The 24,346-nt window shown below is 74.1% G+C and carries 21 protein-coding genes; 6 read left to right on the top strand and 15 right to left on the bottom strand.

Annotated elements, in window-relative coordinates; genetic code table 11:
• Nucleotides 1-11: 11 nt before the first annotated feature.
• Nucleotides 12-887: an aldo/keto reductase gene (locus ABUL08_RS02695; protein ID WP_350934169.1), complete on the top strand. Its 876-nt coding sequence runs from the start codon at nucleotides 12-14 to the stop codon at nucleotides 885-887.
• Between the two features lie 61 nt (nucleotides 888-948).
• Here the strand turns inward: ABUL08_RS02695 and ABUL08_RS02690 are convergent, their stop codons facing one another.
• From ABUL08_RS02690 to ABUL08_RS02670, 5 genes are all read right to left on the bottom strand, one after another.
• A complete protein-coding gene (locus ABUL08_RS02690) occupies nucleotides 949-1,767 on the bottom strand; it encodes an esterase/lipase family protein (protein ID WP_350934167.1) in 819 nt (272 codons plus the stop codon).
• A 217-nt stretch (nucleotides 1,768-1,984) separates the two neighbouring features.
• Nucleotides 1,985-2,377 (bottom strand): effector-associated constant component EACC1, encoded by a 393-nt coding sequence (locus ABUL08_RS02685; protein ID WP_350934165.1) that lies wholly within the window; start codon nucleotides 2,375-2,377, stop codon nucleotides 1,985-1,987.
• 12 nt (nucleotides 2,378-2,389) lie between these two features.
• Nucleotides 2,390-4,618: a M48 family metalloprotease gene (locus ABUL08_RS02680; protein WP_350934163.1), complete on the bottom strand. Its 2,229-nt coding sequence runs from the start codon at nucleotides 4,616-4,618 to the stop codon at nucleotides 2,390-2,392.
• Between the two features lie 218 nt (nucleotides 4,619-4,836).
• Nucleotides 4,837-5,100, bottom strand: coding sequence for a DUF6244 family protein (locus ABUL08_RS02675; protein WP_350934162.1), 264 nt, complete (start codon nucleotides 5,098-5,100; stop codon nucleotides 4,837-4,839).
• 79 nt (nucleotides 5,101-5,179) lie between these two features.
• On the bottom strand, nucleotides 5,180-5,965 hold the full coding sequence (locus tag ABUL08_RS02670; RefSeq protein ID WP_350934160.1) for a LysR family transcriptional regulator: 786 nt from the start codon (nucleotides 5,963-5,965) through the stop codon (nucleotides 5,180-5,182).
• A 125-nt stretch (nucleotides 5,966-6,090) separates the two neighbouring features.
• On the opposite strand from ABUL08_RS02670, the gene ABUL08_RS02665 reads away from it, so the two are divergent.
• Nucleotides 6,091-7,056, top strand: a complete 966-nt coding sequence (locus tag ABUL08_RS02665; protein WP_350934157.1) for an FAD-dependent oxidoreductase — start codon at nucleotides 6,091-6,093, stop codon at nucleotides 7,054-7,056.
• 15 nt (nucleotides 7,057-7,071) lie between these two features.
• On the opposite strand, the gene ABUL08_RS02660 is transcribed toward ABUL08_RS02665, so the two are convergent.
• The 4 genes from ABUL08_RS02660 to ABUL08_RS02645 form a co-directional block, all read right to left on the bottom strand.
• A complete protein-coding gene (locus ABUL08_RS02660; protein WP_350934155.1) occupies nucleotides 7,072-7,476 on the bottom strand; it encodes a hypothetical protein in 405 nt (134 codons plus the stop codon).
• Nucleotides 7,473-7,784 (bottom strand): hypothetical protein, encoded by a 312-nt coding sequence (locus ABUL08_RS02655; RefSeq protein ID WP_350934154.1) that lies wholly within the window; start codon nucleotides 7,782-7,784, stop codon nucleotides 7,473-7,475. The genes ABUL08_RS02660 and ABUL08_RS02655 overlap by 4 nt, the downstream gene beginning before the upstream one ends.
• Nucleotides 7,785-7,921: 137 nt before the next feature.
• Nucleotides 7,922-8,116 carry a DUF397 domain-containing protein gene (locus ABUL08_RS02650; protein WP_350934152.1) on the bottom strand — a complete coding sequence of 65 codons (195 nt, stop codon included), beginning with the start codon at nucleotides 8,114-8,116 and terminating at the stop codon, nucleotides 7,922-7,924.
• Nucleotides 8,107-8,874 (bottom strand): helix-turn-helix domain-containing protein, encoded by a 768-nt coding sequence (locus tag ABUL08_RS02645; RefSeq protein ID WP_350934149.1) that lies wholly within the window; start codon nucleotides 8,872-8,874, stop codon nucleotides 8,107-8,109. Before ABUL08_RS02645 ends, ABUL08_RS02650 begins: the two co-directional genes overlap by 10 nt.
• A 191-nt stretch (nucleotides 8,875-9,065) precedes the next feature.
• Here ABUL08_RS02645 and ABUL08_RS02640 point away from each other — a divergent pair, with 191 nt between their 5' ends.
• Nucleotides 9,066-9,353, top strand: a complete 288-nt coding sequence (locus ABUL08_RS02640) for a hypothetical protein (RefSeq protein WP_350934147.1) — start codon at nucleotides 9,066-9,068, stop codon at nucleotides 9,351-9,353.
• Complete coding sequence (locus ABUL08_RS02635; RefSeq protein ID WP_350934145.1) at nucleotides 9,350-9,604, top strand: flavin reductase; 255 nt, start codon at nucleotides 9,350-9,352, stop codon at nucleotides 9,602-9,604. The genes ABUL08_RS02640 and ABUL08_RS02635 overlap by 4 nt, the downstream gene beginning before the upstream one ends.
• 19 nt (nucleotides 9,605-9,623) lie before the next feature.
• Here the strand turns inward: ABUL08_RS02635 and ABUL08_RS02630 are convergent, their stop codons facing one another.
• From ABUL08_RS02630 to ABUL08_RS02620, 3 genes are all read right to left on the bottom strand, one after another.
• The gene (locus ABUL08_RS02630; RefSeq protein ID WP_350934143.1) at nucleotides 9,624-9,836 is read right to left on the bottom strand and encodes a hypothetical protein; all 213 of its coding nucleotides are present in this window, start codon (nucleotides 9,834-9,836) and stop codon (nucleotides 9,624-9,626) included.
• Between the two features lie 82 nt (nucleotides 9,837-9,918).
• Nucleotides 9,919-10,764, bottom strand: a complete 846-nt coding sequence (locus ABUL08_RS02625) for a hypothetical protein (protein ID WP_350934141.1) — start codon at nucleotides 10,762-10,764, stop codon at nucleotides 9,919-9,921.
• 2 nt (nucleotides 10,765-10,766) lie between these two features.
• On the bottom strand, nucleotides 10,767-13,283 hold the full coding sequence (locus ABUL08_RS02620) for an FtsK/SpoIIIE domain-containing protein (RefSeq protein ID WP_350934139.1): 2,517 nt from the start codon (nucleotides 13,281-13,283) through the stop codon (nucleotides 10,767-10,769).
• Nucleotides 13,284-13,477: 194 nt separating this feature from the next.
• On the opposite strand from ABUL08_RS02620, the gene ABUL08_RS02615 reads away from it, so the two are divergent.
• Nucleotides 13,478-14,893, top strand: coding sequence for an alkaline phosphatase PhoX (locus tag ABUL08_RS02615; protein ID WP_350934137.1), 1,416 nt, complete (start codon nucleotides 13,478-13,480; stop codon nucleotides 14,891-14,893).
• Between the two features lie 54 nt (nucleotides 14,894-14,947).
• Here ABUL08_RS02615 and ABUL08_RS02610 read toward each other — a convergent pair whose 3' ends face one another.
• Nucleotides 14,948-15,733: an SGNH/GDSL hydrolase family protein gene (locus ABUL08_RS02610; protein ID WP_350934135.1), complete on the bottom strand. Its 786-nt coding sequence runs from the start codon at nucleotides 15,731-15,733 to the stop codon at nucleotides 14,948-14,950.
• A gap of 202 nt (nucleotides 15,734-15,935) precedes the next feature.
• Between ABUL08_RS02610 and ABUL08_RS02605 the strand changes: the two genes are divergently transcribed.
• Nucleotides 15,936-17,468 carry a M1 family metallopeptidase gene (locus tag ABUL08_RS02605; protein ID WP_350934132.1) on the top strand — a complete coding sequence of 511 codons (1,533 nt, stop codon included), beginning with the start codon at nucleotides 15,936-15,938 and terminating at the stop codon, nucleotides 17,466-17,468.
• A gap of 681 nt (nucleotides 17,469-18,149) precedes the next feature.
• Here ABUL08_RS02605 and ABUL08_RS02600 read toward each other — a convergent pair.
• Nucleotides 18,150-19,658, bottom strand: coding sequence for a glutamate synthase subunit beta (locus ABUL08_RS02600; RefSeq protein WP_350934131.1), 1,509 nt, complete (start codon nucleotides 19,656-19,658; stop codon nucleotides 18,150-18,152).
• The gene (gene gltB / locus ABUL08_RS02595; protein WP_350934129.1) at nucleotides 19,651-24,309 is read right to left on the bottom strand and encodes a glutamate synthase large subunit; all 4,659 of its coding nucleotides are present in this window, start codon (nucleotides 24,307-24,309) and stop codon (nucleotides 19,651-19,653) included. Before gltB ends, ABUL08_RS02600 begins: the two co-directional genes overlap by 8 nt.
• Between the last annotated feature and the right edge of the window lie 37 nt (nucleotides 24,310-24,346).

The raw sequence follows: 24,346 nt of genomic DNA, 5'->3' as shown, positions 1-24,346 counted from the left end.
GGAGGACCGTGATGGCGACCAGTGCCAGCAGCACCCAGCCCGCGAAGGCGTCGGGGACGTACCGGATCGGCGGCGACCTGCAGGTCGACCGGCTGGGCTACGGGGCGATGCAGCTCACCGGCCCGGGGGTCTGGGGCGACCCGAAGGATCCCGCGGAGGCCGTCCGGGTGCTGCGCCGGGCGTACGAGCTGGGCGTCACGTTCATCGACACCGCCGACTCGTACGGGCCGTTCGTCTCCGAGCTGCTGATCAAGGAGGCGCTGCACCCGTACGCCGACGACCTGGTGATCGCGACCAAGGCCGGGCTGACCCGTTCGGGTCCGGGCGACTGGCGGCCGGTGGGCCGCCCGGAGTACCTGCGCCAGCAGTGCGAGCTGAGCCTGCGTCACCTGGGGCTGGAGTCGATCGGCCTCTACCAGCTGCACCGGATCGACGAGCAGGTGCCGCTGGAGGATCAGCTCGGTGAGTTGGCCCTGCTCAAGCAGGAGGGCAAGATCCGGCACATCGGGCTGTCCGAGGTGACCGTGGAGCAGATCGAGGCGGCCCGCAAGATCACTCCGATCGTCTCGGTGCAGAACCTCTACAACCTGGCCGACCGCAGCGCCGAGGACGTGCTCGACCACTGCGAGCGCAACGACCTGGCGTTCATCCCGTGGTTCCCGATCGCGACCGGCAACCTGGCGAAGCCGGGCGGTCCGCTGGACGCGATCTCCACCGACCACGGCGCGACGCCCGCGCAGCTCGCGCTCGCCTGGCTGTTGCGCCGGTCGCCGGTCATGCTCCCCATCCCGGGTACGTCCTCCGTGGCGCACCTGGAGGAGAACGTGGCCGCCGCCGAGGTGCAGCTCACCGACGACGAGTTCGAGTCGCTCGCCAAGGCCGCCTGAGCCTCGCGTACGCCGGACGGCCGGCCGCCCCTGGTGGGGTGGCCGGCCGTCGGTGTGCGGGTCAGAGGGCGAAGCAGTTGGGGCGGATCGCGGCGTCGGCGAGCACCTGACGGACCGCCGAGTAGGTGGTGCCGTCGAGGACGAGGCCGAGGTGGCCGACGACCCGCAGCGGGCACCACGACTGGATGAGCACGTTGCTGGCGCCGTCGCCGAGGACCGCGTTGTCGACGGGGCGGACCAGCTCGTCCTGCCAGGTGCGGATGGTGCTCCAGCGCACCGTTCCGGGGGTGCCGTCGCCGCTGTTGAGGTCGCCGAGGAAGCTGGAGCCGATGGACATCTGCTGGCAGGCGGGGATGCCGGCGCAGCTGCCGAGGCCGACGAACTTGAGGATGTTGGCGACGTAGGTGCCGTACTGCGGGCTGCCGAGGCTGAGGTAGTGGTCGACCTTCGTCGCGCCGCCGAGGAACTTGACGTACCAGCGGGAGACGAGGCCGCCCTCGGAGTGGGTGACCAGGTCCACCTTGGCCGCGCCGGTGGTGGCGCGGACCTGGTCCACATAGGACGAGAGAGCCTTGGCGGATTCGCGGATGTCGCCGAAGCCGAGGTTGGGCAGCTGGTAGATGGAGACCCGGTAGCCGTCGGCGCGCAGCCGGGCGGCGATCGGCTCGTACGCGATGGAGACGCCGATCAGACCGCCGACGACGATGACGGGATTGGCGTCGGCGGCGGCGAGCGCGGCCCCGCTGTCAGCGGCGGCGGACGGGGCGACGGTGCTGGTGGCGGCGCTGGCGGGAGTGCGGTCGGCGGCCTGCGCGGCGGTGGCCGGGACGAGCAGGGCGGCGACGACGCCGGTAGCGGCGAGGATCGTTCGGAGCAGCATGGCTGCACCTCCGGTGGGAGGTACCCGGGGAGCCGGGACGGGTGGGTGGGGGGTCCGATCGATCGGTGGCACGATCATGCGTGGTGCGTTTCACACCCGTCAATGAAAAGTTACGCGCGGGTAACAAGAAGTCGCGCGGTCTGTGTCTTCCGGCATACCGGGCGCACGACGCGGGGGCCGGGCGCGTCCCCGCCCGACCCCCGCGCTGACCAGCCGATCAGGCCGCCCCGTCGGCCCCGCCCCCGGTCGCCTCGCGCAGCGCCCGGGTGGTCTGCTCCAGCAGCGAGGTCGGGTTCGTGCGACCGCTGACCTGAAGCTCCACCTCGGCGTCGGCGACCTGGACGCGGATGCTCACCTCGGTACGCTGCTGGTCCACCCAGGACTGCACCAGGTTGAAGAGCCCGGGCAGCAGTCCCTGCGCCACCACCGCGATGATCACCGCGTCACTGAAGCCGGGGCGACCACCCGTGGTGGTCGCGTCCCGCACGGCGGCCCGGAACTCCGGACGCCGGTGGATCCAGGGCAGCAGCCCGACCTGGACGGGCCGGCTGGCGCGCGGGGTCAGCAGCAGCCGGACGGGCGTGCCGGGCCGCGGGGACGGGTGGCTCACTCGGTTCTCCACTCACTCGTCGCCGGGCAGGAAGGTCAACTTGCCGTCGACCACCGACAGGACCCCGCTGACCCCGAAGGTGTCCTCGTCGGTGAACGGCGTGCTGCCGCCGAAGTAGTCGGCGGTGGTGCCGGTCGCCTGGGCCGACCCCTCGGCTCCGGCCGGCGTGGACACCCGGGCCGTGGTGGGACCGGTCAGGGTCAGCTCGACCTTCGGGTACGCGGTGATCTTCCAGGCGATCTTCTTCACCGTGCTGCCGGTGTAGTACCGGAAGGGACAACCCTCCGGCGCGGCCACCGTCTTCGCGGCGCAGGCGTCCAGGTAGCGCCGCACGCTCTCCTCCGCGGCCCGCTGGGCGTCCGGCGTGACGGTCGGCGCCAGCTCCGCGCTCCCCGCGCTCTCCTGCCCGGGTACGACCAGCACCGGCTGCGCCGGCGTCTCGCTGAGCAGGGTGCGCGGACCACCCACCGTGTACGCCCCCGGCAGCAGCGCCACGCTGACGCCCGCGTCCCCACCGGCCGGCACCGCGACCCCGTCGACCGTCAGGCCGGGCATCCCCTCCGGGAGACGGAGCGTCGCGGGTGCGGTGGCGATCCGCCACTCGTGGAACAGGCCGAGGGTCGCCGACTCCTGGCGTTCCAGCGGCAGCTCGACGGTTCCTCGCTGGCCGGCCAGGGAGAAGGAGACCTTGGCGACGGCCTTGTCGCCGTCCCGGTCGATCGACTGCACCTCGACGTCGGTCGGCGGCTGGTAGCTCTTCGCCTCGACCATCCGGGCGAGCTGGTCGTCGGTGCCGACCGCCGACCGGGCGCCGGGCGTCAACTGCTCCAGCGCCGCCCGCGCGTCGTGGTCGGCGAGCGCCTCGAAGTAGTCGTCGACGACCGTCCCGGGCCGGAACAGCGCCCACTGCGCCACCCCGAGCACACCAGTGCCGAGGCAGGCGACCAGCATCACCACGCCCACCACCACCCAGGAGCGCGGGGTGCCGATCCCACCGGCCGGGCCGAACAGCTGCGCGGCACTGACCGGGGCGACGTCCGACCCGGCGCGTGCCGGGTCGGTGGCGGCGGCGCTCAGCCGGTCCAGGCGGTCCAGCCGCAGCTCCGACGGGGGATGCGTGGCGCAGACCGCCTCGTCCCAGCCGCTACGACCGCTCTCGAACGACTTGCGCCGCTCCAGCATGTCCCGCATGCCCCGGGTGTGGCCGGCGAGCACGGCCCCGGCGTCGGCCCGGTACTCGGCGGCCCGGACGTCCCGGGAGTGCAGCGGCAGCACCACGTACTTCATGGTGAGCAGCACCGGCCAGAAGAAGACGAACACCACGAAGTTGGTGGCCGGGTGCGGGAAGGTCCGCATCAGCCAGGTCGGGACCGCGTGCACCAGCACCAACGGCAGCGCGACCCCACGGACGAACGCGCTGGTCACCTCGTCCCCGGTGCGCCAGTGCACCAGCTCGTGGCTGAGCAGCGCCGCGATGTCCTCGTCGGACTCGGTGAGCAGGCTGGTGGTGACGACCACGTGCCGGGCGTAGGTACGGGCGTTGGTCAGCACCGGGTCGTCCTCGATGAGCAGCCGGGGCACGCCCGGCAGGTCGAGCCGGCGGGCGCAGTCGTACAGGATCGGCCGGAGCCGGTCGGCCTCGCGGCGGCTGAGCCGGCGGGCCCCGGAGACGACCAGCAGCCGGGGCTCCAGCAGCACCCGGTAGAGGGTGTAGAGCACGCCGGTCAGCGCGGCGGCGGCGACCACGCCGGCGAGACCGGTCAGCAGGTTCGCCGGCTCGTCGAACGCGTCCCGCCAGGGCAGGACGAGCACGGCCAGGATGCCGGCCAGGAAGCCCGCGACGAAGAAGAGGAAGCCACCGACGAGGCCGCCGGAGCGGCTCAGGAACGCGTCGAGCAGGGCACCGACCAGCGGCGCGTCGCGTATCTCCGGCGGCACGGCGTCGCTGAGCTGAGTGCCGCCCACGAAGAGACCGGCGGCGCCCAGGGCGAGGCCGCCCCAGACCGCCGCGAGCAGGGCGACCGGCAGATAAAACCAGGTGGCCAGGAACGCGCCCAGCACGCCCCGCCAGTCCCGCAGGATGCCGGCGCGCAGCCACACCCACGCGCTCGGGTAGCCGGGGGGACGGTCGGCGAAGTTGGGACCCCGGCTCGCGTCGGCGGGCGACGGGTCGGCGGAAGGTTCCTCGACGGCGGCCCTGACCTGCGGTCCGGTCTCCGCTGTGGGCTCCGGCTCGCGCACCGGCGGCTCCTCGGCTCGGTCGCCACCCGTCGGCGCGGCAGGTGGCGGAACGGCTCCCGGCACGACGGGTCGGACGGGCGGCGGGGCCGACCGTCGGACAGTGCCGGGCGAAAGAATGCGTCGAACCGGATCACCAGGATTCGACGTCGGAGCACATTACCGTCCTGAGTGGACCGGTCGCTACCCGTGATCGCGCCGGCCGTCCCGCCGAGCGCCGGTCAGCTGCCGAGCGCCTGCACCTTGGCGATGGTCTCCTGGACGTGCTGCTTGGCGGGCTCGCCGCCCTGCACGGCCTGGCTGAGCGCCTGCCGGTACGCGTCGATCACCCCGATCAGCGGCCCCGCCGCGACCCCTTCGAGCGCCCCGGCGACCAGCGCCCGCGCCTCGGCGGCGTCCTGCGCGGCGGCGGCCGTCTTGGCCTTCGCCTCGTCGAGCTTCTGGGCCGCCGCCGCCAGCCTCGCGATGATCTGCGCCGCGCTCACGCGCCCTCCCCCGCATCGTCCACTCCGGCCACCGCAGGCCGACGGGGAGATCCTGACACGGAACGGGCCGGGACGGCAGTCAGCCGGCGTCGAGCAGGGCGACGAGGCGGCGTACGGCCGGGTCGGTGGTGTCCGTCCGCCAGGCGAGGGCGACGTCCACGGTCGGGGTGGGGGCGGTGAAGCGGCGCAGGCGTACCCCGGGCACCTTCAGGGCGCGGGCCCGGCCGGCCGGCACGGCCGCGACCACGTCGCCGCCCGCCACCGCGCGCAGCAGTTGCTCGTCGTCGGGTTCCTGCCGGACCAGGTGGAAGCCGCCGTCGGGCCAGACCTGCGCGACGGTCCGGTCGAACATGCCGGGGCCGTTCTCCCGGGGCCACATCACCGCCGGCAGCCCGGCCACCTCGGCGCGCCGCACGCGGCGACGGCCGGCGAGCAGGCCGGCGACGTTGGGCGCGGTCCAGCCCGTCTCGGCGACGACCTCCACCTCCGGGTGCGCGGCCCGGAAGCGCGCCACCAGCGCGTCGACCCGGCCGCCCCGGGCCGAGCGGGTGTACGCGAGCCGCAGCCGCCCGCCGCGCCCGCCGACCAGGTCACGGATCCGGGCGGTGGCCGCGTCCACCTCGGCGAGCAGTCGCCGGGCCTCGGCGGCGACCTGCTCGCCGACCCCGGTCAGCGTGCAGCCGTGACTGTCGCGGCGCAGCAGCGGCACGCCGAGCTGCCGTTCCAGCGCCCGGATCTGCTGGCTGAGCGCCGGCTGGGCGATCCGCAGCCGGGCGGCGGCCCGGGTGAAGTGCAGTTCCTCGGCGAGCACCACGAAATAGCGCCACCGGCGCAGGTCGTCTCGCCCGGGATCCGACACAGCCATGCCGCGAGCATAAGCGCCGCTTATCGCCACCGGCCGAATCCCTCTTGGACGCCGGACGGGCACCGGCGACACGATCGGGGTCCAGCCGCCCGGTCCCGGAGCGGCCCGGACGCGGGAGGCCGGCGATGCGGAAACGAGCGGACGTGCTGGTGGTCGGGGGCGGGATCATCGGGATGACGGCGGCGGTCCGACTGCGGGAACGGGGTGCCCGGGTCGACCTGCTCGCCGCCGACGACCCGGCGGAGACCGTCTCGGCGGTGGCCGCCGCGGTCTGGTATCCCAGCCACACCGAGGCGGACCCCCGGGTGCTGCGCTGGGCCACCGACACCCACACCGAACTGGCCCGACAGGCGGCGGCGGGCGTGCCCGGCGTGGTGGCCCGGCCGACCCGGATGCTGCTGCGCCGCCCGTGGGACGGGCCGCCGTGGTGGGCGGCGGCGACCGGCGACCTGACCGTCCGGCCGGGCGAGGGGCCGTACGCGGCGGAGCTGCGGTTCACCGCGCCGACCGTGGAGATGCTGCCCTACCTGGGCTGGCTGCGGGACCGCTTCGTCGCCGTCGGCGGCCGGGTGCTGCCCGGTCGGCTGACGCGGCTCACCGACGGCTTCGCGCTCGCCCCCACCGTGGTCAACGCCACCGGCCTGGCCGCCGGCCGGCTCGCCGACGACCCGGCCGTGCACCCGGTCCGGGGCCGGCTCGTGCTGGTCGCCAACCCGGGCCTGACCACCTCGGTCCGGGACGAGGAGAACCCGGCGGGGATCACCTACGTGCACCCGCGACGGCACGACGTGGTGCTCGGCGGCACCTTCGAGCCGGGCGAGTGGGACACCCGGCCAGATCCGGCGGTGTCGGCGGCGATCCGGGCCCGCTGCGTGGCGCTGGTGCCGGAGCTGGCCGACGCGGCGGTCCTCGGCGAGCGGGTCGGGCTGCGACCGGCCCGGCACGGCGGGCCCCGCGTCGAGGCGACGAGCGCCGACGGGCGGCGGCTGGTGCACGCGTACGGACACGGGGGCGCGGGTGTGACGCTGTCCTGGGGCTGCGCCGACGAAGTCGCGATGCTCGCCCTCGACGGGATGGACCTGGACCGTTGACCCGGTCAGGTGCCGTCAGCCCGGAAAGACGATCGCCGGCAGGTCGCCACCGTCGCCGTATGCCTTGCCCTCGCTGGTGAGGACGCAGGCGTCATGATCGAGCACCGCCATGACGGCGGCGGCGAGATCGACCCGGCCGGTCTCCCCGCGCCAGTACGCCAACTCCTGCCACTCCTCGCCCCAGGTGGACAGCACCGCGCACGCGGGACGCTCCAGCAGCCGATGCAGCACCGCCCGATCGCCGGCATCGTCGATCATCGCCAGCGCCTCCGCCACCGCGACGGCCGGCACACCGAAGCGGACACCGTCCTGCGCCACCTCATGCAGCGGCTCGGCCACGTGCATCGACCCGGCGACGTAGGCGAGCAGCGCCGAGCGGTCCAGCACCAGGCGCACCGGAGGCAGTTCCGGATCGGTCATGCCGCGGACGCGCTACCGTCGGTGCCGTCCAGCATCTCCTGCGCCGCCCGGCGTGACCGCTCCCGCAGCGCCGCCCGCCGGCCGGGCGACCACTCCTGCTCCACTTGTGCGCGCTGCGCCCGGGCGCGGGCCCGCCCCTCCGCTGTCACGGTCATGCCACGCCGGGCCAGTTCGGCGTCGAGGTCCTCGGCGCGCATCCGGGCCCGCACGGCGTCGACGACGTACGCGCTGGCGTTCGGCTCACGCTCCAGGCGCTCCGCGACGTCCTGCGGCAAGGAGAACGACTTCTTGGTCACCGGTCCGGTCATACCCGGAATGCTAACGGATCGCACCGACGCCGCCCCAGAATGACACGCGGGCAGCCGGACAGCCGGGACGGGATCGGTGGGGCGACGGGCGGGCTCGGAGCGACCTCGATGAGGCAGCGCTCCCGGCAAGGAGGGTTTCAGGGGCGCCGGTCGGCCAGCCGGGTGACGAAGGCCCGCCAGGAGTCGGGGGTGAAGGTCAGGGCCGGGCCGGTCGGGTCCTTGGAGTCGCGGACCCCGACCACTCCCGGCAGGTTGTCGGCGACCTCGACGCAGTTGCCACCGTTGCCGCTGCTGCGGCTGCTCTTGCGCCACCGCGCGCCGATCAGCTCCATGTCTGCGCCACTTCCCTGAGAAGGTCGACTGACTGCCGGTGCGAGAGCGCCTCGCCGCGCACGTTCTCCCACGCCGTCATCATGGCCGCGATGTCGTCGGGATCGCTAGCCACTTGTCCCTGCAACTGGTTGTCCAGATAGCCGGCGACCCGATGGTCCGGGCAGGTCGCGATCACGAAGGGCCCGTTCAGTCCGGCGTAGACACCCACGGTGGACGGCACGACGTGGACCCGGATGTGCGGCTCGGCGCAGGCGTCCACCAAGGCCCGCACCTGCTCGCGCATGGTCTCCCGACCGCCCACCGGTCGGCGCAGCACTCCCTCGTCGATGACGGCGGTGAACTGCGGCGGGTCGTCCCGGCGCAGCACGCCCTGCCGGGCGAGGCGGGCCGCCAGGTGACGTTCGACGTCAGCGCGCGGAATCAGGCCGCCCCCGTCAAGAACGGCCCGGGCATATGCCTCGGTCTGGAGCAGGCCCGGCAGCACGAGCGGCTCAAAGGAGCGCAGCGACACCGCCTCCCGCTCGATCTCCTGCCAGGGACGGAACCAGACCGGCTCACGACGTCTCGATGTGTCCGGCCAGATGTCCGACACGTCCCGCCGCAGCACCTCGGCCGCCGACACCCGGTGCCGCCCGTGCGGGATCCGCCCCTCGCTGAGCCACCGGCCGACCGTCTTCGGGTCGACCCCCACCCGCTCGGCAAGTGCCTCTGTGGTGAGTCCGGTCTCGTGCAGCGCCACCCGCAACGCGTCGTTCACGGCCCCTCCGTTGGGACGTCCCGAATATCCGCCGACCATATCGCTACGCGGTGTATCTGACCAGTGACGCGCGGGAATCTTGCCACAGAGGACGGCGCGGCCGGTGGAGGCGGAGCCCGGCGGTCGCGTCCCGTCGGGGCCGCCACAGGCGAACACTGGGGCGGCCCCTTCCGACCGGACAGGGGGACGCGGTGCCCGAGACAGCCCCGAGGATCCGGGCCGGTGAGCTGCTGCTGCTGACGCGCGAGACGTCCCCGCAGTTCACCGTCCCGATCCGCGTCCGGGTCGTCCGCGAGCTGACCGACCGGCACCCGCCCCACGGCTGGACGTGGATCGAGGTCTACCAGCTCGGCCGGCAGGGGCAGGCGGTCGCCAAGCGGGAACTCTTCGTCCTCCGCGACGGCCTGCGCCGGCTGCCCGACCCGGTCCCGTCCGGCCCGGACGCGACACTCCTCAGGCGGGAGCGGGTGGCCCGATGACGACCCTCCCCCGGCGACGCGAGCACACCGCCCTGCCGCCGACCTGGCTCTGCCGTGCCTGCGCACACCCGTGGCCCTGCGGGCGGGCACGGCTGTCGCTCCTGCGCGAGTACGGCCACGACCGGGTGGGCCTGCTGGTCCATCTGGCGGCGCTGATGACGGTCGCCCGGCAGCACCTGGCCGACCTCGACCAGAGCACCGCTCCACGCCTGGAGGAGCGCTTCCTCGGCTGGGTCCGGGCGGCGAAGTGACCGAGCGCCCGGGTTCGACTCACTCGGGCCAGGAGGCCGGAGGTTCGCCGAAGGCGCGTCGGCCGGCCCGCACCGCCAGGGTGGCGAGGGCCGCGTTGGCGCCACCACCGATCACCGCGCCGATGCCGAACGGCGCCACCCGACCGAGAACGATGATTCCCTGCTTGGTCCCGTACTTCGTGACGAAGTTCTTGCCCAGGATCTTGTTGCTGGCAATCGCCCTGTCCAGCACTTTCTTGGAGCGAAAGTGCCCCGGGAAGGGCCGGAGACTTCCAAGATCTCGGGCGACCCGGTGACCGGCGGCGACGGCGCGGTCAGCGGAGGAGGCGGAAGGCGAGGATGTAGGCGCAGTAGAGGGTCGGGGAGAGCAGCGCGCAGATCACGAAGCCGAGCGGCACGTACCGGGAGGTCGGCACGTCACCGCCGATCACCGGGCTGCCCCAGCGACCGAGGATCAGGTGGCCGGCGACGAAGGCGACGACCGGCACGCCCGTACACATCGCGGCGAGCACGAGGCCCAGCCCGAGCGCCTGGGTCGCCGGGGAGACCGCCGCGACCAGCAGCAGCACGCCACCGGCGAGGGCGCAGCCCGCGTACACGGCGACCGCCCGGGCCAGCGGCGACCAGGTGGGCAGCAGCGCGGGCCGGTGCGCGAGCGCCTCGGCCTCCCGCCCGTGCCGGTCGGCGGAGTCGGCGAGCTGCCGGGCCGCGTCCAGCTCCGCCGCCGGATCGTCCCCCGCCGGCCGCGGCGCGGGCACGGCCGTCTCCCCCACGCCCCCGTCCGGATACGCCCCGACCCCCGCCCGCCCCGGCGCGGCGGCTGCGCCGCCGGTCCCGCCCGCCCCGGTTCCGGCCGACGACTGCCCCTCCCCCGGCACCCCGGCCGTCCCGCCCGACGGGGCGACACCGGCCGTCCCGCCCGACGGGGTCACCCCGACCGGCACGGCGGGCGTGGCGGCCCGGTCGGCCGCGTCGACGCCGATGGCCTGGCCGAGCTGGTCGAGGCGCTGCCCCTGGGCGGCGAGCCGCTGACCGAGCTGCTCGACGGCGGCGGCCAACGCACGGCGACGTTCCGCCTCGGCGGCGACCGCCTGTTCCCCGCCGCGCCGCCGCGCGGAGAGCTGCCGCGCGACGGCCGCGTACTCGTCGAATCCGGGCACCGTCACTCCTGCTCGTCCGCGTCGTCGACGAAGGGCACGATCAGGCTGGTCCGGTGGTCGTGCCGGTCCACCAGCAGGGCCCGCCCGGCGCGCGGGGTGTAGCTCAGGTCGTGCACGCCGAGGTGCAGGCCGAGTTCGCCACCGGGCACGTTGAGCGCGACCAGGCACGTCACGTCGTCGCGGTGCTGCGCGCCGCCGAGGTCCTCGCCGAGCCGGCGCAGCCCGCGCCACCAGCCGAGCAGGTGCACCCCGTGCCCGGGTCCCTGGCGCAGCAGGGCCCGCAGCTCGTCGTGGCCGGAACGGAAGGTGACCGGGTCGGTGGCGGCCAGCGTGGCGGAGGCCGCGTCCACCCCGAACACCACCAGATATGTCCGACTCGGCGCGCCGCCGGGCGGGGTGGCGAGCAGGGGGATGCGGGCGCGGAGGGCGGCGACGTCGAGGCGTTCGACGGGGTGGCCGGCGGCGGCCAGGGTCATCGCCAGGTCGTCGGCGCGGTCGACCGTCCCGGCGGCGAGCGGGGCGAGCAGGAACCGGGCGGTGCCGGGGGCGTGCTGCCGGGCCAGGCCGAGGGTGGTCGCCCGCAGCACGTCGACGCCGACCTCGTCGGTGCCGACCACGGCGAGGTGCCGGCCGGGGGTGGCGTCCAGGCGGAACGCGGCGGGGCTGCCGGCCACGTCGACCGTGCGGCCGACCAGGGCGAGCGGCGGGTCGGTGGTGGGCCGCAGCGCGGTCCACGTCGGATCGTCGGCGAGCCGGGGCGTCTCGTACCCGCGGAAGACGGTGGGGGGTCGCGCGCCCGCCGCCCGGGCCGCCCACAGCTCGTGGCGCAGCGTCGCCAGGTCGTTGGCGGCGGCGTGCGCGTCGGGGAAGCGGACCTCGACGTTCGCGCCGGCCACCCCGCCGGCGGTGTTCAGCACGGCGGCACCGACCGCGAGGGTCTTCGCGGCGTCGTTGAGCGGGTCCAGCACGCCGCTGCCGCCGGGCAGCGCCAGCCGCAGCGGGAACTGCCCGAAGATCGCCTCGGCCCGGCCGTAGAGCGCCTCGATGCCGGTCGTGCTCTGACTGGCCAGCACCAGGTGCAGCCCGTACGAGCGGCCCTTGCGGGCCAACTCCTCCAGCAGGTCGACGGCCTGCCGGGCGAGCGCGTCGTTGCCGGCCAGCAGCACGTGGAACTCGTCGACCACGGTGACGATCCGGGGCGGCCGGGCGTTCGGGGGCAGGTCGGCGAGCTTGGTGACGCCGTGCCGCTTGAGCAGGCCGGCCCGTCGGGTCAGCTCCTCACGCAGATCGCGCAGCACGGCCACGCCGTACTCCCGGTCGGACTCGATGCCGACGGCGCGGGCGTGCGGCAGCCAGGACGGGTCCCGGTCGGTGGGGACGAACTCGGTGAAGCTCACCCCCTCCTTGAAGTCGAGCAGGTGCAGCTGAACTTCCGTCGGGGCGTAGCGGGCGGCGAGGCCGTAGAGCACGTCGAGCAGCAGCACGGTCTTGCCGGCGCCGGTCCGGCCGCCGACCAGCCAGTGCGGGGTGGCGTCGTCGAAGGCCACGCTGACGGGTTGCCGACCGGAGCGGCCGAGGACGGTCCGCAGACCGGTGGCCGACGACTCGGCCCAGCGCCGCTCGGGCAGCAGGTCGGTGAAGCGCACCGCCTCAGCGCGTCGGGTGGCGGCGGCCAGCCGGGTGCCGAGGGCGGCCACCGTGCCGGCGGCCGGGTCGCCGTCCAGCACGACGGGGGCGGCCAGTCCGCTGCCGTCGACGCTGAACGGCTGCCCGGGCGGGTCACCGACCAGCGCGTACCGCTCGTTGAGCCGCAGTGCGGTGGTGGCGCCCAGCGGCGGCGCGCCACCCGGCCCGGCCGGTGGCCACCCGGCGAGCAGGACGCAGACCGCGGCGGCCGGACCGGCGTGGGTGAGCGCGGCGAGCCGGGCCAGCTCCCGGGGCGGCGGGGCCGACGCGGCCACGATCAGCAGCAGCTCCTGGTCGGCCGCACCGGCGTGCTGGGCTGCCCGGGCGTGTCGTTCCGCCTCGTCGAGCAGCGCCGCGATCTCGGTGGCGGTGGTGGCCGCCGGGGCGAGCACACCGGCGTCGAGCAGTGGACGCAACGGCAGGAAGGCGGCCCCGAAGGCGGCCGGATCGATCCCGGCGACCCGGACGGCGCCGGGCGGCGCGGCGGCCAGCAGCCGGACGATCACCGCGCGGAGCAGCTCACCGACCCGTGGGTCCCGCGCGTCGACGTCCACCGCCAGGTGGGTGCCGCCGGCCAGCGGCACCAGCACCGGGAAGCCGCCGTCGAGGCTGCGCGCCTCGCCGATGCGCACCGGGACCGGCGCGGCGGTGAGGTCGGCGGTGACGCTGCCGGCGAGGTCGGTGCCGAGCCGGGCCAACCGGGCCACCAGCTCGGGACTGCCGGGGGCGGCCGGTCCGGCGGCGGCGAGCGCCTGACGGGCCCGCTGCCAGCGCCGCAGCGCCTCCCGGTGCGCGGCGACCGCCTGCCCGTACGCCGTCGCGAGCCTGCCCACGCTCCGCCCCTCCGACGCGCTGATCCGATATCGGAGGAACCCTAACGGACGCGTACCGGATGGGCACAGCGCGCGAGGCCGCACGGAGGGTTGGCCCACTGTTCACCTCGGCGCCGTCGGCCCCGTGGCCCGCCGTTCCCCCGGGACGGCTTGCCTGCTGGTGGAACGACACTGGTGAACAGGAAGGCGACGACGTGACCTCCTCCCCCCTCTCCCGCCGCTCCCTGCTGCGCGGCGGCGCGGCCGGCGGCCTCGGCATCGTGGTGGCCGGCAACCTGGAGGCCATCGCGGGACCGGCGGCGGCCCGGGCCGCGACCCGGCCGGCGGTCGGCTACGGCGAGCTGGTCCCGGACCCGGCGGGCCTGCTGGCCCTGCCGCCCGGTTTCTCGTACACGATCGTGGCGCAGGCCGGCGCGACGCTGCTGGAGTCCGGGCAGCCGACCCCGAGCGACGCCGACGGCACCGGCTGCTTCCGCAGCCCCAACGGCTCGGTGCTGGTCAACAACCACGAGATCGGCGGCAGCGAGCCGTACGGCGTGCCGGCGCTGGCCGGGCTGACCTACGACCCGGGTGCCCGGGGCGGCACCACCACCATCGAGGTGGACCAGCACGGCCGGCGGCTGCGCGAGTACGTCAGCGTGGCCGGCACGCACAACAACTGCGCCGGTGGCATCACCCCCTGGGGCACCTGGCTGACCTGCGAGGAGACCGAGCAGAAGGCCGTCGGGAAATACCTCAGGGACCACGGGTACGTCTTCGAGGTCGACCCGCACGACCGGGCCGCCAACCAGAACCCGGTGCCGCTGAAGTTCCTCGGCCGGTACGCGCACGAGGCGGTGGCGGTCGACCCGTACACCCACTCGATCTTCCTGACCGAGGACGCCAACGGGCCGCACGGCCTGTACTTCCGGTGGACGCCGCCGGCCGGCTTCCGGGCCGGCAAGGGCGCGCTGCGCGCCCTGGCGGAGCGCCCCGACGGTGACACGGCGGGCAGCCTCCAGGCGATGAGCTGCTCCCTCGGCAGCCGGCACATCGCCGACCTCTCCGAGGCCACCACTCCGGGCACCCGCTACAAGGTGGAGTGGGTGGACGTGCCGGACCGGGACGCGAAGACCGTCTCGGTGCGCAAGCAGTTCACCGACGAGCAGGTGACCCGCAGCCGCAAGCTGGAGGGCGCCTGGTGGGCGGACGGCGGCGCGTACTTCGTGGCCAGCTTCGCCCGCTCCGACGACGGCAGCGTCAACGAGCACGACGGCCAGGTCTGGTTCTACGACCCGCGCACCGAGTCGATCACCCTGAAGACCATCTTCGGGGTGAACGCCGACCCGGACGCCGACGCCGGCAACTTCGACGGGCCGGACAACATCACCGTCTCGCCGTACGGCGGGGTGATCCTGGCCGAGGACGGCGACGGGGTGTCGCACCTGGTGGGGGTGACCGCGCAGGGCAAGGCGTACCCGCTGGCCCGGAACGAGATCAACTCCAGCGAGTTCACCGGCCCGACGTTCAGCGCGGACGGGACGATCCTCTTCGCCAACATCCAGGACCCGGGTTACGTCTTCGCCATCACCGGCCCGTGGGGGCGGCCGAGCAACGCGGACGTGTCCTGAGTCGACGCGCGGGACGGCCGGCACCCCGGGTGGGGTGCCGGCCGTCGGCGTACGTCAGCCGATGGCGGCGGTCAGCGCCGACAGGTAGCCGTACCGGTAGCCGTCGGCGTCCGGGTGGTACGCCTCGACGACCCCGCTGACGTCGTGGCTCCACGGGTCGGCGGCGCAGACCCCGTGCCCGGCGAAGGCCGACCGGGTGTCGACGAAGGTGGCGCCGGCCGCGCCGGCCCGGTCGGCGATGACCGAGGCGAGCAGGTCGGCGGCTTCGTTGAGGATGGTCCGCTTGTAGGTGCTCATGGCGAGCAGGCCGCACCAGTTCGTCTCGAACAGCCGGGGGTAGCCGAGCACCACCAGCCGGGCGTTCGGCGCCCGGTTCCGGATCGCCGCGTAGGTGGCGTCGAGCCGGCCGGGCAGCGTGCCGGTGGCGAAGCTCTTCGCGGTGTTCACCGCGTTGGTGCAGCTCGACGTGCTGCCGAAGCGGCAGCTGGTGATGACGTCGGAGAAGCCGGCGTCGTTGCCGCCGATGGTGATGGTGACCAGCGTAGTGGTGCTGCTCAGCGCGCTGACCTGGCCGTTGATGACGTCGGCGGTGACCGCGCCGCCGCAGGCCGGGAAGCGGAAGCTGCTGACCGCGTGGGCGGCGGCCCAGAGCGGGGCGTACGACTTCTGGCTGCGCAGGCAGGTGGAGAGGTCGTACGGGCCAGCCCCGACCCCGGAGGAGTAGGAGTCGCCGAGGGCGACGTAGTTGACGGTGGCCGCCTGGGCGACGCCGGGGACGGCGACGACGCCGAGGGTCGCGGCGAGAGCGGCGACGAGTGCGGTGCGGACGCGACGGAGCATGACGGGACCTCCACGGAACAGGGGTGGTGGAGCCCTTCGACCGCGCGCGTGGCCAGAGGTGATGGTGGTGTTACTGGCCGGTAATACTATCGAAACATCGACATAAAATGAATAGCCGACGACGCGGAGCCGGGACACACATGTTCACAACTGTCGATTAGGTTGGCCGGTGCCCCACACCACGATGGAGGGAGTCCACCTCGTGCGACGCGTCCTGACCGCGGCCATCGCCGCGCTGACCGTCACCACCGCCGGCACCGTCGGCACCGGTGCCCCCGGCCACACCGCCCCACCGGGCCACGGCCGGCCGTCGCCCTCGGCCACCGGCACCCCCGGCAGCGCCGGCCTCGGCGACAGCTACTTCCCCGACTACGGCAACGGCGGCTACGACGTCGACCACTACGACGTACGGCTGCGCTACGAACCGGCCACCGACCGGCTCAGCGGCACCACCACCGTCCTGGCGAAGGCCACCCAGGCGCTGTCCCGGTTCAACCTCGACTTCCTGCTCGACGTGGAGTCGGTCCGGGTGAACGGCTGGCCGGCCACCTTCCACCGCGAGGGCGTCCACGAACTCGTGGTGGACGCGCCCCGACCGATCACCGCCGGGCAGCAGCTCACCGTCGTGGTGAAGTACGCCGGGGTCCCGTCCCAGGTGACCACCCCGGGCTGGACGTCCTGGAAACGCACCGCCGACGGGGCGCTCGCGGTCAACGAACCCGAGTCGGCCTGGTGGTGGTTCCCCAGCAACGACCACCCGAAGGACAAGGCCACCTGGGACATCTCCGTCTCGGTGCCGACCGGTGTCGAGGTGATCAGCAACGGCCTCCAGCCCCGGGCCCCGCTCCCCGAGGCCGGCAACCGCACCCGGTGGAGCTGGCGCAGCACCCGGCCGGGCGCCACCTACCAGGCGTTCCTCGCCATCGGCCAGTACGACATCGTCACCGACACCGCGCCGAACGGGCAGCCGGTGGTGAACGCGTACAGCACCACGCTGGGCGAGCGGGAGCCGGCCGCCCGGGCCAGCATCGAGCGGACCGCCGAGATCGTCGACTGGGAGAGCGGCATCTTCGGTCCGTACCCGTTCGAGGCGCAGGGCGGCGTCGCCGGCCCGATCGACGGCATCGGCTTCGCCCTGGAGACGCAGACCCGCCCGGTGTTCGGGCCGAGCTTCTGGCGGCGCGGCGCCAACCCGTACGTGGTGGTGCACGAGAACGCCCACCAGTGGTTCGGCGACTCGGTGTCGGTGGCGGACTGGAGCGCCATCTGGCTGAACGAGGGCTTCGCCTCGTACGCCGAGTGGCTCTGGTCGGAGGAGCAGGGCGAGGGGACCGCCCAGGAGCTCTTCGACTTCACCTACGCCGGCTACCCGGCCGACGACCCGTTCTGGCAGGTGCTCCCGGGCAACCCGGGCGCCGACCGGGTCTTCGACGACGCGGTCTACGACCGGGGCGCGATGGCGCTGCACCAGCTCCGGCTGGCCGTCGGCGACGACGCCTTCTTCCGGATCCTGCGTGAGTGGACGGCCGGGCACCGCTACGGCAACGGCACCATCGCCCAGTTCCAGGCGCTCGCCGAGCGCCTCTCCGGGCAGGACCTGGACGCCGTCTTCACCACCTGGCTCTTCACCGCCGGGCGGCCGGAGCTGAGCACCGCCACGGCCCGGATGGCCGCCCCCGCCCAGCCGAAGTCCTGGACGAAGATCCGGGACGCGCGTCAGCTGCTGGCGCACTGAGTCGTCGGTCGGTCGCCCGCCCCAGGTCCCGGGGACGGGCGGCCGGCCGGCTTCGCCCCGCCCCACCCAACTCCGCCCGGCACCGCCCCCGCACCGCCCGGCACCGCCCCCGCACCGCCCGGCACCGCCCCCGCACCGCCCCGCACCGCCCCGCACCGCCCCGCGCAGCCCCGCACCGCCCCGCGCAGCCCCGCGCAGCCCCGGCTGATCGCACGCCCACGCCCGATCGGACACCAGCCATGTCTTCGGACACGTTACGAACTTGATTACATCAATGAATCAGGCGGTGACGCCGTCGGGGTCGTCGGCGTTCCAACATGCTCGACGACGTCCGCCGTCAGTCGTCGGCACGGTGATCCATTGATGTAATCAAGTTCGTAGCGTCAGCGGTACAGCACCGGTGAGGGCTCGACGGGACATCTCCGACAGCGGCAGCCGGGCGAAGGCCCGCGGACCGACGAGGCACCGGCCGGACCGGTGCAGGCCGCCGGCCGACGAAGCGCCGGCCGGACCAGTGCAGGCCGCCAGCCGACGAAGCGCCGGCCGGACCAGTGCAGGCCGCCGGCCGACGAAGCACCGGCCGGGACGAGGACAGGCCGCAAGCCGACGAGGTGCACCCGTCCGGTGGTGCACCTCGTCGGCGACTGAAGCGGTCCGGCTGGCCGGAGTCGACGGCCTGGGTCAGCGGGCGGCCAGCGGCTGGCGGGCCGGGTCCACCGGCGCGGGCAGCGTGCCCACCCCACCCAGGTACGTGTGGATGGCGGCAGCCGCCGCGCGGCCCTCGGCGATCGCCCAGACGATCAGGGACGCGCCCCGGTGCATGTCACCGGCGACGAAGACGCCGTCCGCGTCGGTCTGCCAGTCGGGCCGGGCGTCGACCGCGCCGCGCGGGTTGCGGGTGACCCCGAACTGCGTCAGCAGCGGCTGCTGCTCGGTGCCCTCGAACCCGATGGCGAGCAGCACCAGATCGGCCGGCAGTTCCCGCTCCGAACCGGGCAGCGCGGTGACGATCCGCCGGCCGTCCCGCTTCTCCACGGTCACCTCGGCGATCCGGACCCCCTTGACCCGGCCGGTGCCGTCGTCGACGAACTCCTGCACCGCCACCGCGAAGACCCGGTCGCCGCCCTCCTCGTGCGCCGGGTAGTTGCGCAGCACCCAGGGCCAGGTCGGCCACGGGTCCCGCTCGGCGTCCCGGCTGCTCGGCGGCTCGGGATAGAGGTCGAGCTGGTGTACGCCGGCCGCACCCTGCCGGTGCGCCACGCCCAGGCAGTCGGCGGCGGTGTCGCCACCGCCGATGATCACCACGTGCTTGCCGGCGGCGTCGATGGGGGTGCCGTCGGGCAGCACCGCCAGGGCGGGTCGGCCCTGGCCGGCCGCGGCGACTACCCGGTTGGCGGCGACCAGGTGCGACATCGCCTGGTGCACGCCGCGCAGTTCCCGCCCGGGCGTCTCCGGGGTGTCCCGGCCCTGGAGGGCGCCGCAGGCCAGCAGCACCGCGTCGTGCCGGGCGCGCAGCTCGTCGGCGGTGACGTCGACGCCGACGTTCACCCCGGTGCGGAACTGCACGCCCTCGGCGGCGAGCTGGGCCAGCCGCGTGTCGATGTGCTCCTTCTCCAGCTTGAAGTCCGGGATGCCGTACCGGAGCAGGCCGCCGATCGCGTCGTCGCGCTCGTACACGGTGACGGCGTGACCGGCGCGGGCGAGCTGCTGCGCGGCGGCGAGCCCGGCGGGCCCGGAGCCGACCACGGCGACCGACCGGCCGGTCGGCGCCGGCACCGGGTGCGGCCGCAGCCCGCCCCGGGCCACCGCCGCGTTCGCGATCTCCACCTCGACCTGCTTGATGGTCACCGGCTGCTGACCGCCGAGGCCGAGCACGCAGGCCGCCTCGCAGGGCGCCGGGCAGAGCCGGCCGGTGAACTCGGGAAAGTTGTTGGTGGCGTGCAGCGACTCCACCGCGGCGTCCCAGCCGCCGGTGCGGACCAGGTCGTTCCAGTCCGGGATGCGGTTGCCCAGCGGGCAGCCCTCGTGGCAGAACGGGATGCCGCAGTCCATGCAGCGGGTGGCCTGCTCGCGGATCAGCTCCTCACCGGCCGGCGGGTAGACCTCCCGCCAGTCGGTGATCCGCACCGGCACCGGACGGCGGGCCGGCAGCCGCCGGTCGTAGCGCAGGAAACCGTTCGGGTCAGGCACGAGCAACCTCCTGGGCCGCCACCCGGGTGACGGGCGGCACGGACGGGGTCAGCGCGGTCATCACCGCGTCGTCGACGTCACGGCCGGCGGCTTCGGCGGCCCGCATGATCTCCAGCACCCGGCGATAGTCCCGGGGCACCACGGCGGTGAACTCCTGCACCGCCTCCGGCCAGCGCTTCAGCAGCTCCTCGGCGACGGCCGAGTCGGTCTCGGCGAAGTGCCGCTGCACGAGTTCGTGCAGCCGGTCCCGCTCCTCGTCCCGCAGCGGGGAGAGGTCGACCAGCTCGGTGTTGACCCGACGCCGGTCGAGCTGCCAGACGAACGCGGTGCCGCCGGACATGCCGGCGGCGAAGTTGCGCCCCGTCTCGCCCAGCACCACCACCGTGCCGCCGGTCATGTACTCGCAGCCGTGGTCGCCGACCCCCTCGACGACGGCCACCGCGCCGGAGTTGCGCACCGCGAACCGCTCGCCGACCCGGCCGCGCAGGAAGACCTCGCCGGCCGTGGCCCCGTACAGGATGGTGTTGCCGGCGATGATCTGGTCCTCGGCCCGCTCCCCCGCCGGCGCCGGGCCCGCGGCGAACGGCGCGGCGGTGTCCGGGCGGACGACGAGCCGGCCGCCGGAGAGGCCCTTGCCGACGTAGTCGTTGGCGTCGCCGTGCAGTCGCAGGGTGACCCCGTGCGGCAGGAACGCGCCGAACGACTGCCCGGCGGTGCCGTGCAGCAGGAACTCGATCGTGTCGGTGGGGAGGCCGGCGCCGCCGAAGCGGCGGGTCACCTCGCCGCCGAGCATCGCGCCGACGCTGCGGTGCTCGTTACGCACCGCCACCTCGACCCGGACCGGTGTGCCGTCACGCAGCGCCGGCTCGGCGAGGGCGATCAGCTCGTTGTCCAGCGCCAGTTCCAGGCCGTGGTCCTGGGCCCGGATGCCGCGTCGCGCGGCGTCCGCCGGCAGCTCCGGCAGCTGGAGTACGGGCGCCAGGTCCAGCCCGTGCCCCTTCCAGTGGTCGATGGCCGGGGTGAGGTCGAGCAGCTCGGTCTGCCCGATCGCCTCCTCGATCGACCGGAAGCCCAGCTCGGCGAGGTACCCGCGGACCTCCTCGGCGAGGAAGAGGAAGAAGTTCTCCACGAACTCCGGCCGGCCGGTGAACCGCTCGCGCAGCACCGGGTTCTGGGTGGCGATGCCCACCGGACAGGTGTCCAGGTGGCAGACCCGCATCATCACGCAGCCCTCGACGATCAGCGGCGCGGTGGCGAAGCCGAACTCCTCGGCGCCGAGCAGCGCCGCGATCAGCACGTCCCGGCCGGTCTTGAGCTGACCGTCGACCTGCACGGTGACCCGGTCGCGGAGCTTGTTGAGCAGCAGCGTCTGCTGCGCCTCGGCCAGGCCCAGCTCCCACGGGGTGCCGGCGTGCTTGAGCGAGTTCAGCGGCGACGCGCCGGTGCCGCCGTCGTGGCCGGAGATCAGGATGACGTCGGCCTTGAGCTTGGCGACACCCGCCGCGACGGTGCCCACGCCGACCTCGCTGACCAGCTTGACGTGCACCCGGGCGGCCGGGTTGACGCACTTGAGGTCGTGGACGAGCTGGGCGAGATCCTCGATGGAGTAGATGTCGTGGTGCGGCGGCGGCGAGATCAGGCCGACGCCCGGGGTGGCGTGCCGGGTCCGGGCGATCCACGGCCAGACCTTGTTGCCGGGCAGCTGGCCGCCCTCGCCGGGCTTCGCGCCCTGCGCCATCTTGATCTGGAGGTCGTCGGCGTTGACCAGGTATTCGCTGGTCACACCGAACCGGCCGCTGGCGATCTGCTTGACCGCCGAGCGGCGCTGCGGGTCGCGCAGGCGGTCGACGTCCTCGCCGCCCTCACCGGTGTTGGACTTGCCGCCGAGGCGGTTCATCGCGATGGCGAGGGTCTCGTGCGCCTCCGCCGAGATCGACCCGTACGACATGGCGCCGGTGGCGAACCGCTTGACGATCTCGCTGGCCGGCTCCACCTCGTCCAGCGGCACCGCCGGACGCACCCCGGTCCGCAGGGTGAACAGACCCCGCAGCGAGCCGGCCTTCGCGGCCAGCTCGTCGACCTTGGCGGTGTACTGCCGGAACACGTCGTACTGGCGGCTGCGGGTGGCGTGCTGGAGCAGGAAGACCGTCTCCGGGTTGAACAGGTGCAGCTCCCCCTCGCGCCGCCACTGGTACTCCCCGCCGACCTCCAGCCGGTCGGAGGTCCGGGTGCCGGGGGCGGGCCAGGCCAGGGCGTGCCGGGCGGCCACCTCGGCGTGGATCTCGGCCAGCCCGATTCCGCTGATCTTGCTGGGGGTGCCCCGGAAGTAGCGCTCGACCAGCCGGGTGTCCAGCCCGACCGCCTCGAAGACCTGCGCACCGCAGTACGACGAGACCGTCGAGATGCCCATCTTCGACATGATCTTCAGGACGCCCTTGCCGAGCGCCTTGACGTAGTTGCGGACCGCCTTGCGCGGCTCCACGCCGACCAGCGCGCCCGTGGAGATCATGTCCTCCACCGACTCGAAGGCCAGGTACGGGTTGACCGCCGCCGCGCCGTACCCGATCAGCACCGCCGCGTGGTGCACCTCGCGGCAGTCGCCGGACTCCACGATCAGCGCCACCTGGGTCCGGGTCTGCTCCCGGACCAGGTGCTGGTGCACCGCCGCGGTGAGCAGCAGCGACGGGATCGGGGCCAGGTCGGCGTTGGAGTCCCGGTCGGAGAGCACCAGGATCCGTACGCCGTCCTCGATCGCCTCGGAGACGTGCCGGCAGATCTCGGTCAGCCGGGCCTTGATGCCGGCGCCGCCGTCCCGGATCCGGTAGAGCCCGGAGACCCGGACCGCCTTGAAGCCGGGCAGGTCGCCGTCCTCGTCGATGGAGAGGATCTTGGCCAGCTCGTCGTTGTCGATCACCGGGTGGGGCAGCACGATCTGCCGGCAGCTCGCCGCGCCCGGATCCAGCAGGTTGCCCTCCGGGCCGATGGTCGACGCCAGGCTGGTCACCAGCTCCTCCCGGATGGCGTCCAGCGGCGGGTTGGTGACCTGGGCGAAGAGCTGGTGGAAGTAGTCGTAGAGCAGCCGCGGCCGGGTCGACAGCGCGGCGATCGGGGTGTCGGTGCCCATCGAGCCGATCGGCTCCGCGCCGACCCGCGCCATCGGCGCGAGCAGGATCTTCAGCTCCTCCTCGGTGTAACCGAAGGTCTGCTGGCGGCGCCGGACCGAGTCGTGGGTGTAGACGATGTGCTCGCGCGGCGGCAGGTCGTCCAGCTCGATCAGGCCGGCGTGCAGCCACTCGGCGTACGGCTGGGCGGCGGCCAGCTCGGCCTTGATCTCGTCGTCGGAGACGATCCGGCCGTTGACCGTGTCGACCAGGAACATCTTCCCCGGCTGGAGGCGACCCTTGGCGACCACGGTCGCCGGGTCGAGGTCGAGCACGCCCGCCTCGCTGCCCAGCACGACCAGGCCGTCGGCGGTCCGCCACCAGCGCCCCGGGCGCAGGCCGTTGCGGTCCAGCACCGCGCCGACGATCTCACCGTCGGTGAAGGCGACCGAGGCCGGGCCGTCCCACGGCTCCATCAGGCTGGCGTGGAAGCGGTAGAAGGCGCGCTTGTCGGCGCGCATGTCCGGGTCGTTCTCCCACGCCTCGGGGATCATCATCAGCACCGCGTGCGGCAGGCTCCGCCCGGCCAGGTGCAGCAGCTCCAGGACCTCGTCGAAGTTGGCCGAGTCGGACGCGGCGGGGGTGCAGACCGGGAAGACCCGGCGGATGTTGCCCGGGATGTTCGGGCTGCGCAGCAGCGCCTCCCGGGCCTGCATCCAGTTCCGGTTGCCCCGGATCGTGTTGATCTCGCCGTTGTGCGCGATGAACCGGTACGGGTGGGCCAGCGGCCAGGACGGGAAGGTGTTGGTGGAGAAGCGGGAGTGCACCAGCGCGATCGCGCTGACCACCCGCTCGTCGGTCAGCTCCGGGTAGTACGCCGGGAGCTGGTCGGGGGTGAGCATGCCCTTCCAGACCATGGTCCGCCCGGACAGCGAGGGGAAGTACGCCGGCACGCCCCGCTCGGCGGTCTCCCGCTCGGCCTGCTTGCGGACGCAGAACGCCACCCGGTCCAGGTCGAGCCCGGTCAGCGGGGAACCGGCCCGGCCGGCGGGCGAGTCGGTGAGCCGGTGCGCGGCGAGGAAGAGCTGCCGGACCCGGGGCATCGCCGCCAGCGCCGTCTCGCCCAGGCCGCTCGGGTCGGTCGGGACGTTCCGCCAGCCCAGCACGTCGGCGCCCTCGACCAGGGCGTACTTCTCCACCACCCGGCGGGCGCGCGCCTCGGCGGCGTCGTCGTCGGGGAGGAAGACCAGGCCGGTGGCGTACTGGCCGGCCGGCGGGAGGGGGAAGTCCGTCACGGCGCGCAGGAACGCGTCCGGCACCTGGATCATGATGCCGGCGCCGTCACCGGTGTTGTGCTCCGCGCCCCGGGCGCCCCGGTGGTCCAGCCGGCAGAGCGCGCCGAGCCCGTTCGCGACGACCTCGTGCGACCGGCGCCCGTGCAGGTCGGCCACGAAGGCCACACCGCACGCGTCGTGCTCCTGCGCGGGGTCGTAGAGCCCGGCCGCGGGCGGGGCCGACTGCGGGCTGCTGAGAGGGTACGGAAAGGCCACCGGGCCTCCTGTCGTCACTCAGGTTGGATCATGGTCG

It is taken from the genome of Micromonospora sp. CCTCC AA 2012012, from assembly GCF_040499845.1.
Taxonomy (GTDB): domain Bacteria; phylum Actinomycetota; class Actinomycetes; order Mycobacteriales; family Micromonosporaceae; genus Micromonospora; species Micromonospora mangrovi.
The sequence above is the reverse complement of the archived record's forward strand: the minus strand, read 5'-3'. Positions and strand labels throughout refer to the sequence as shown.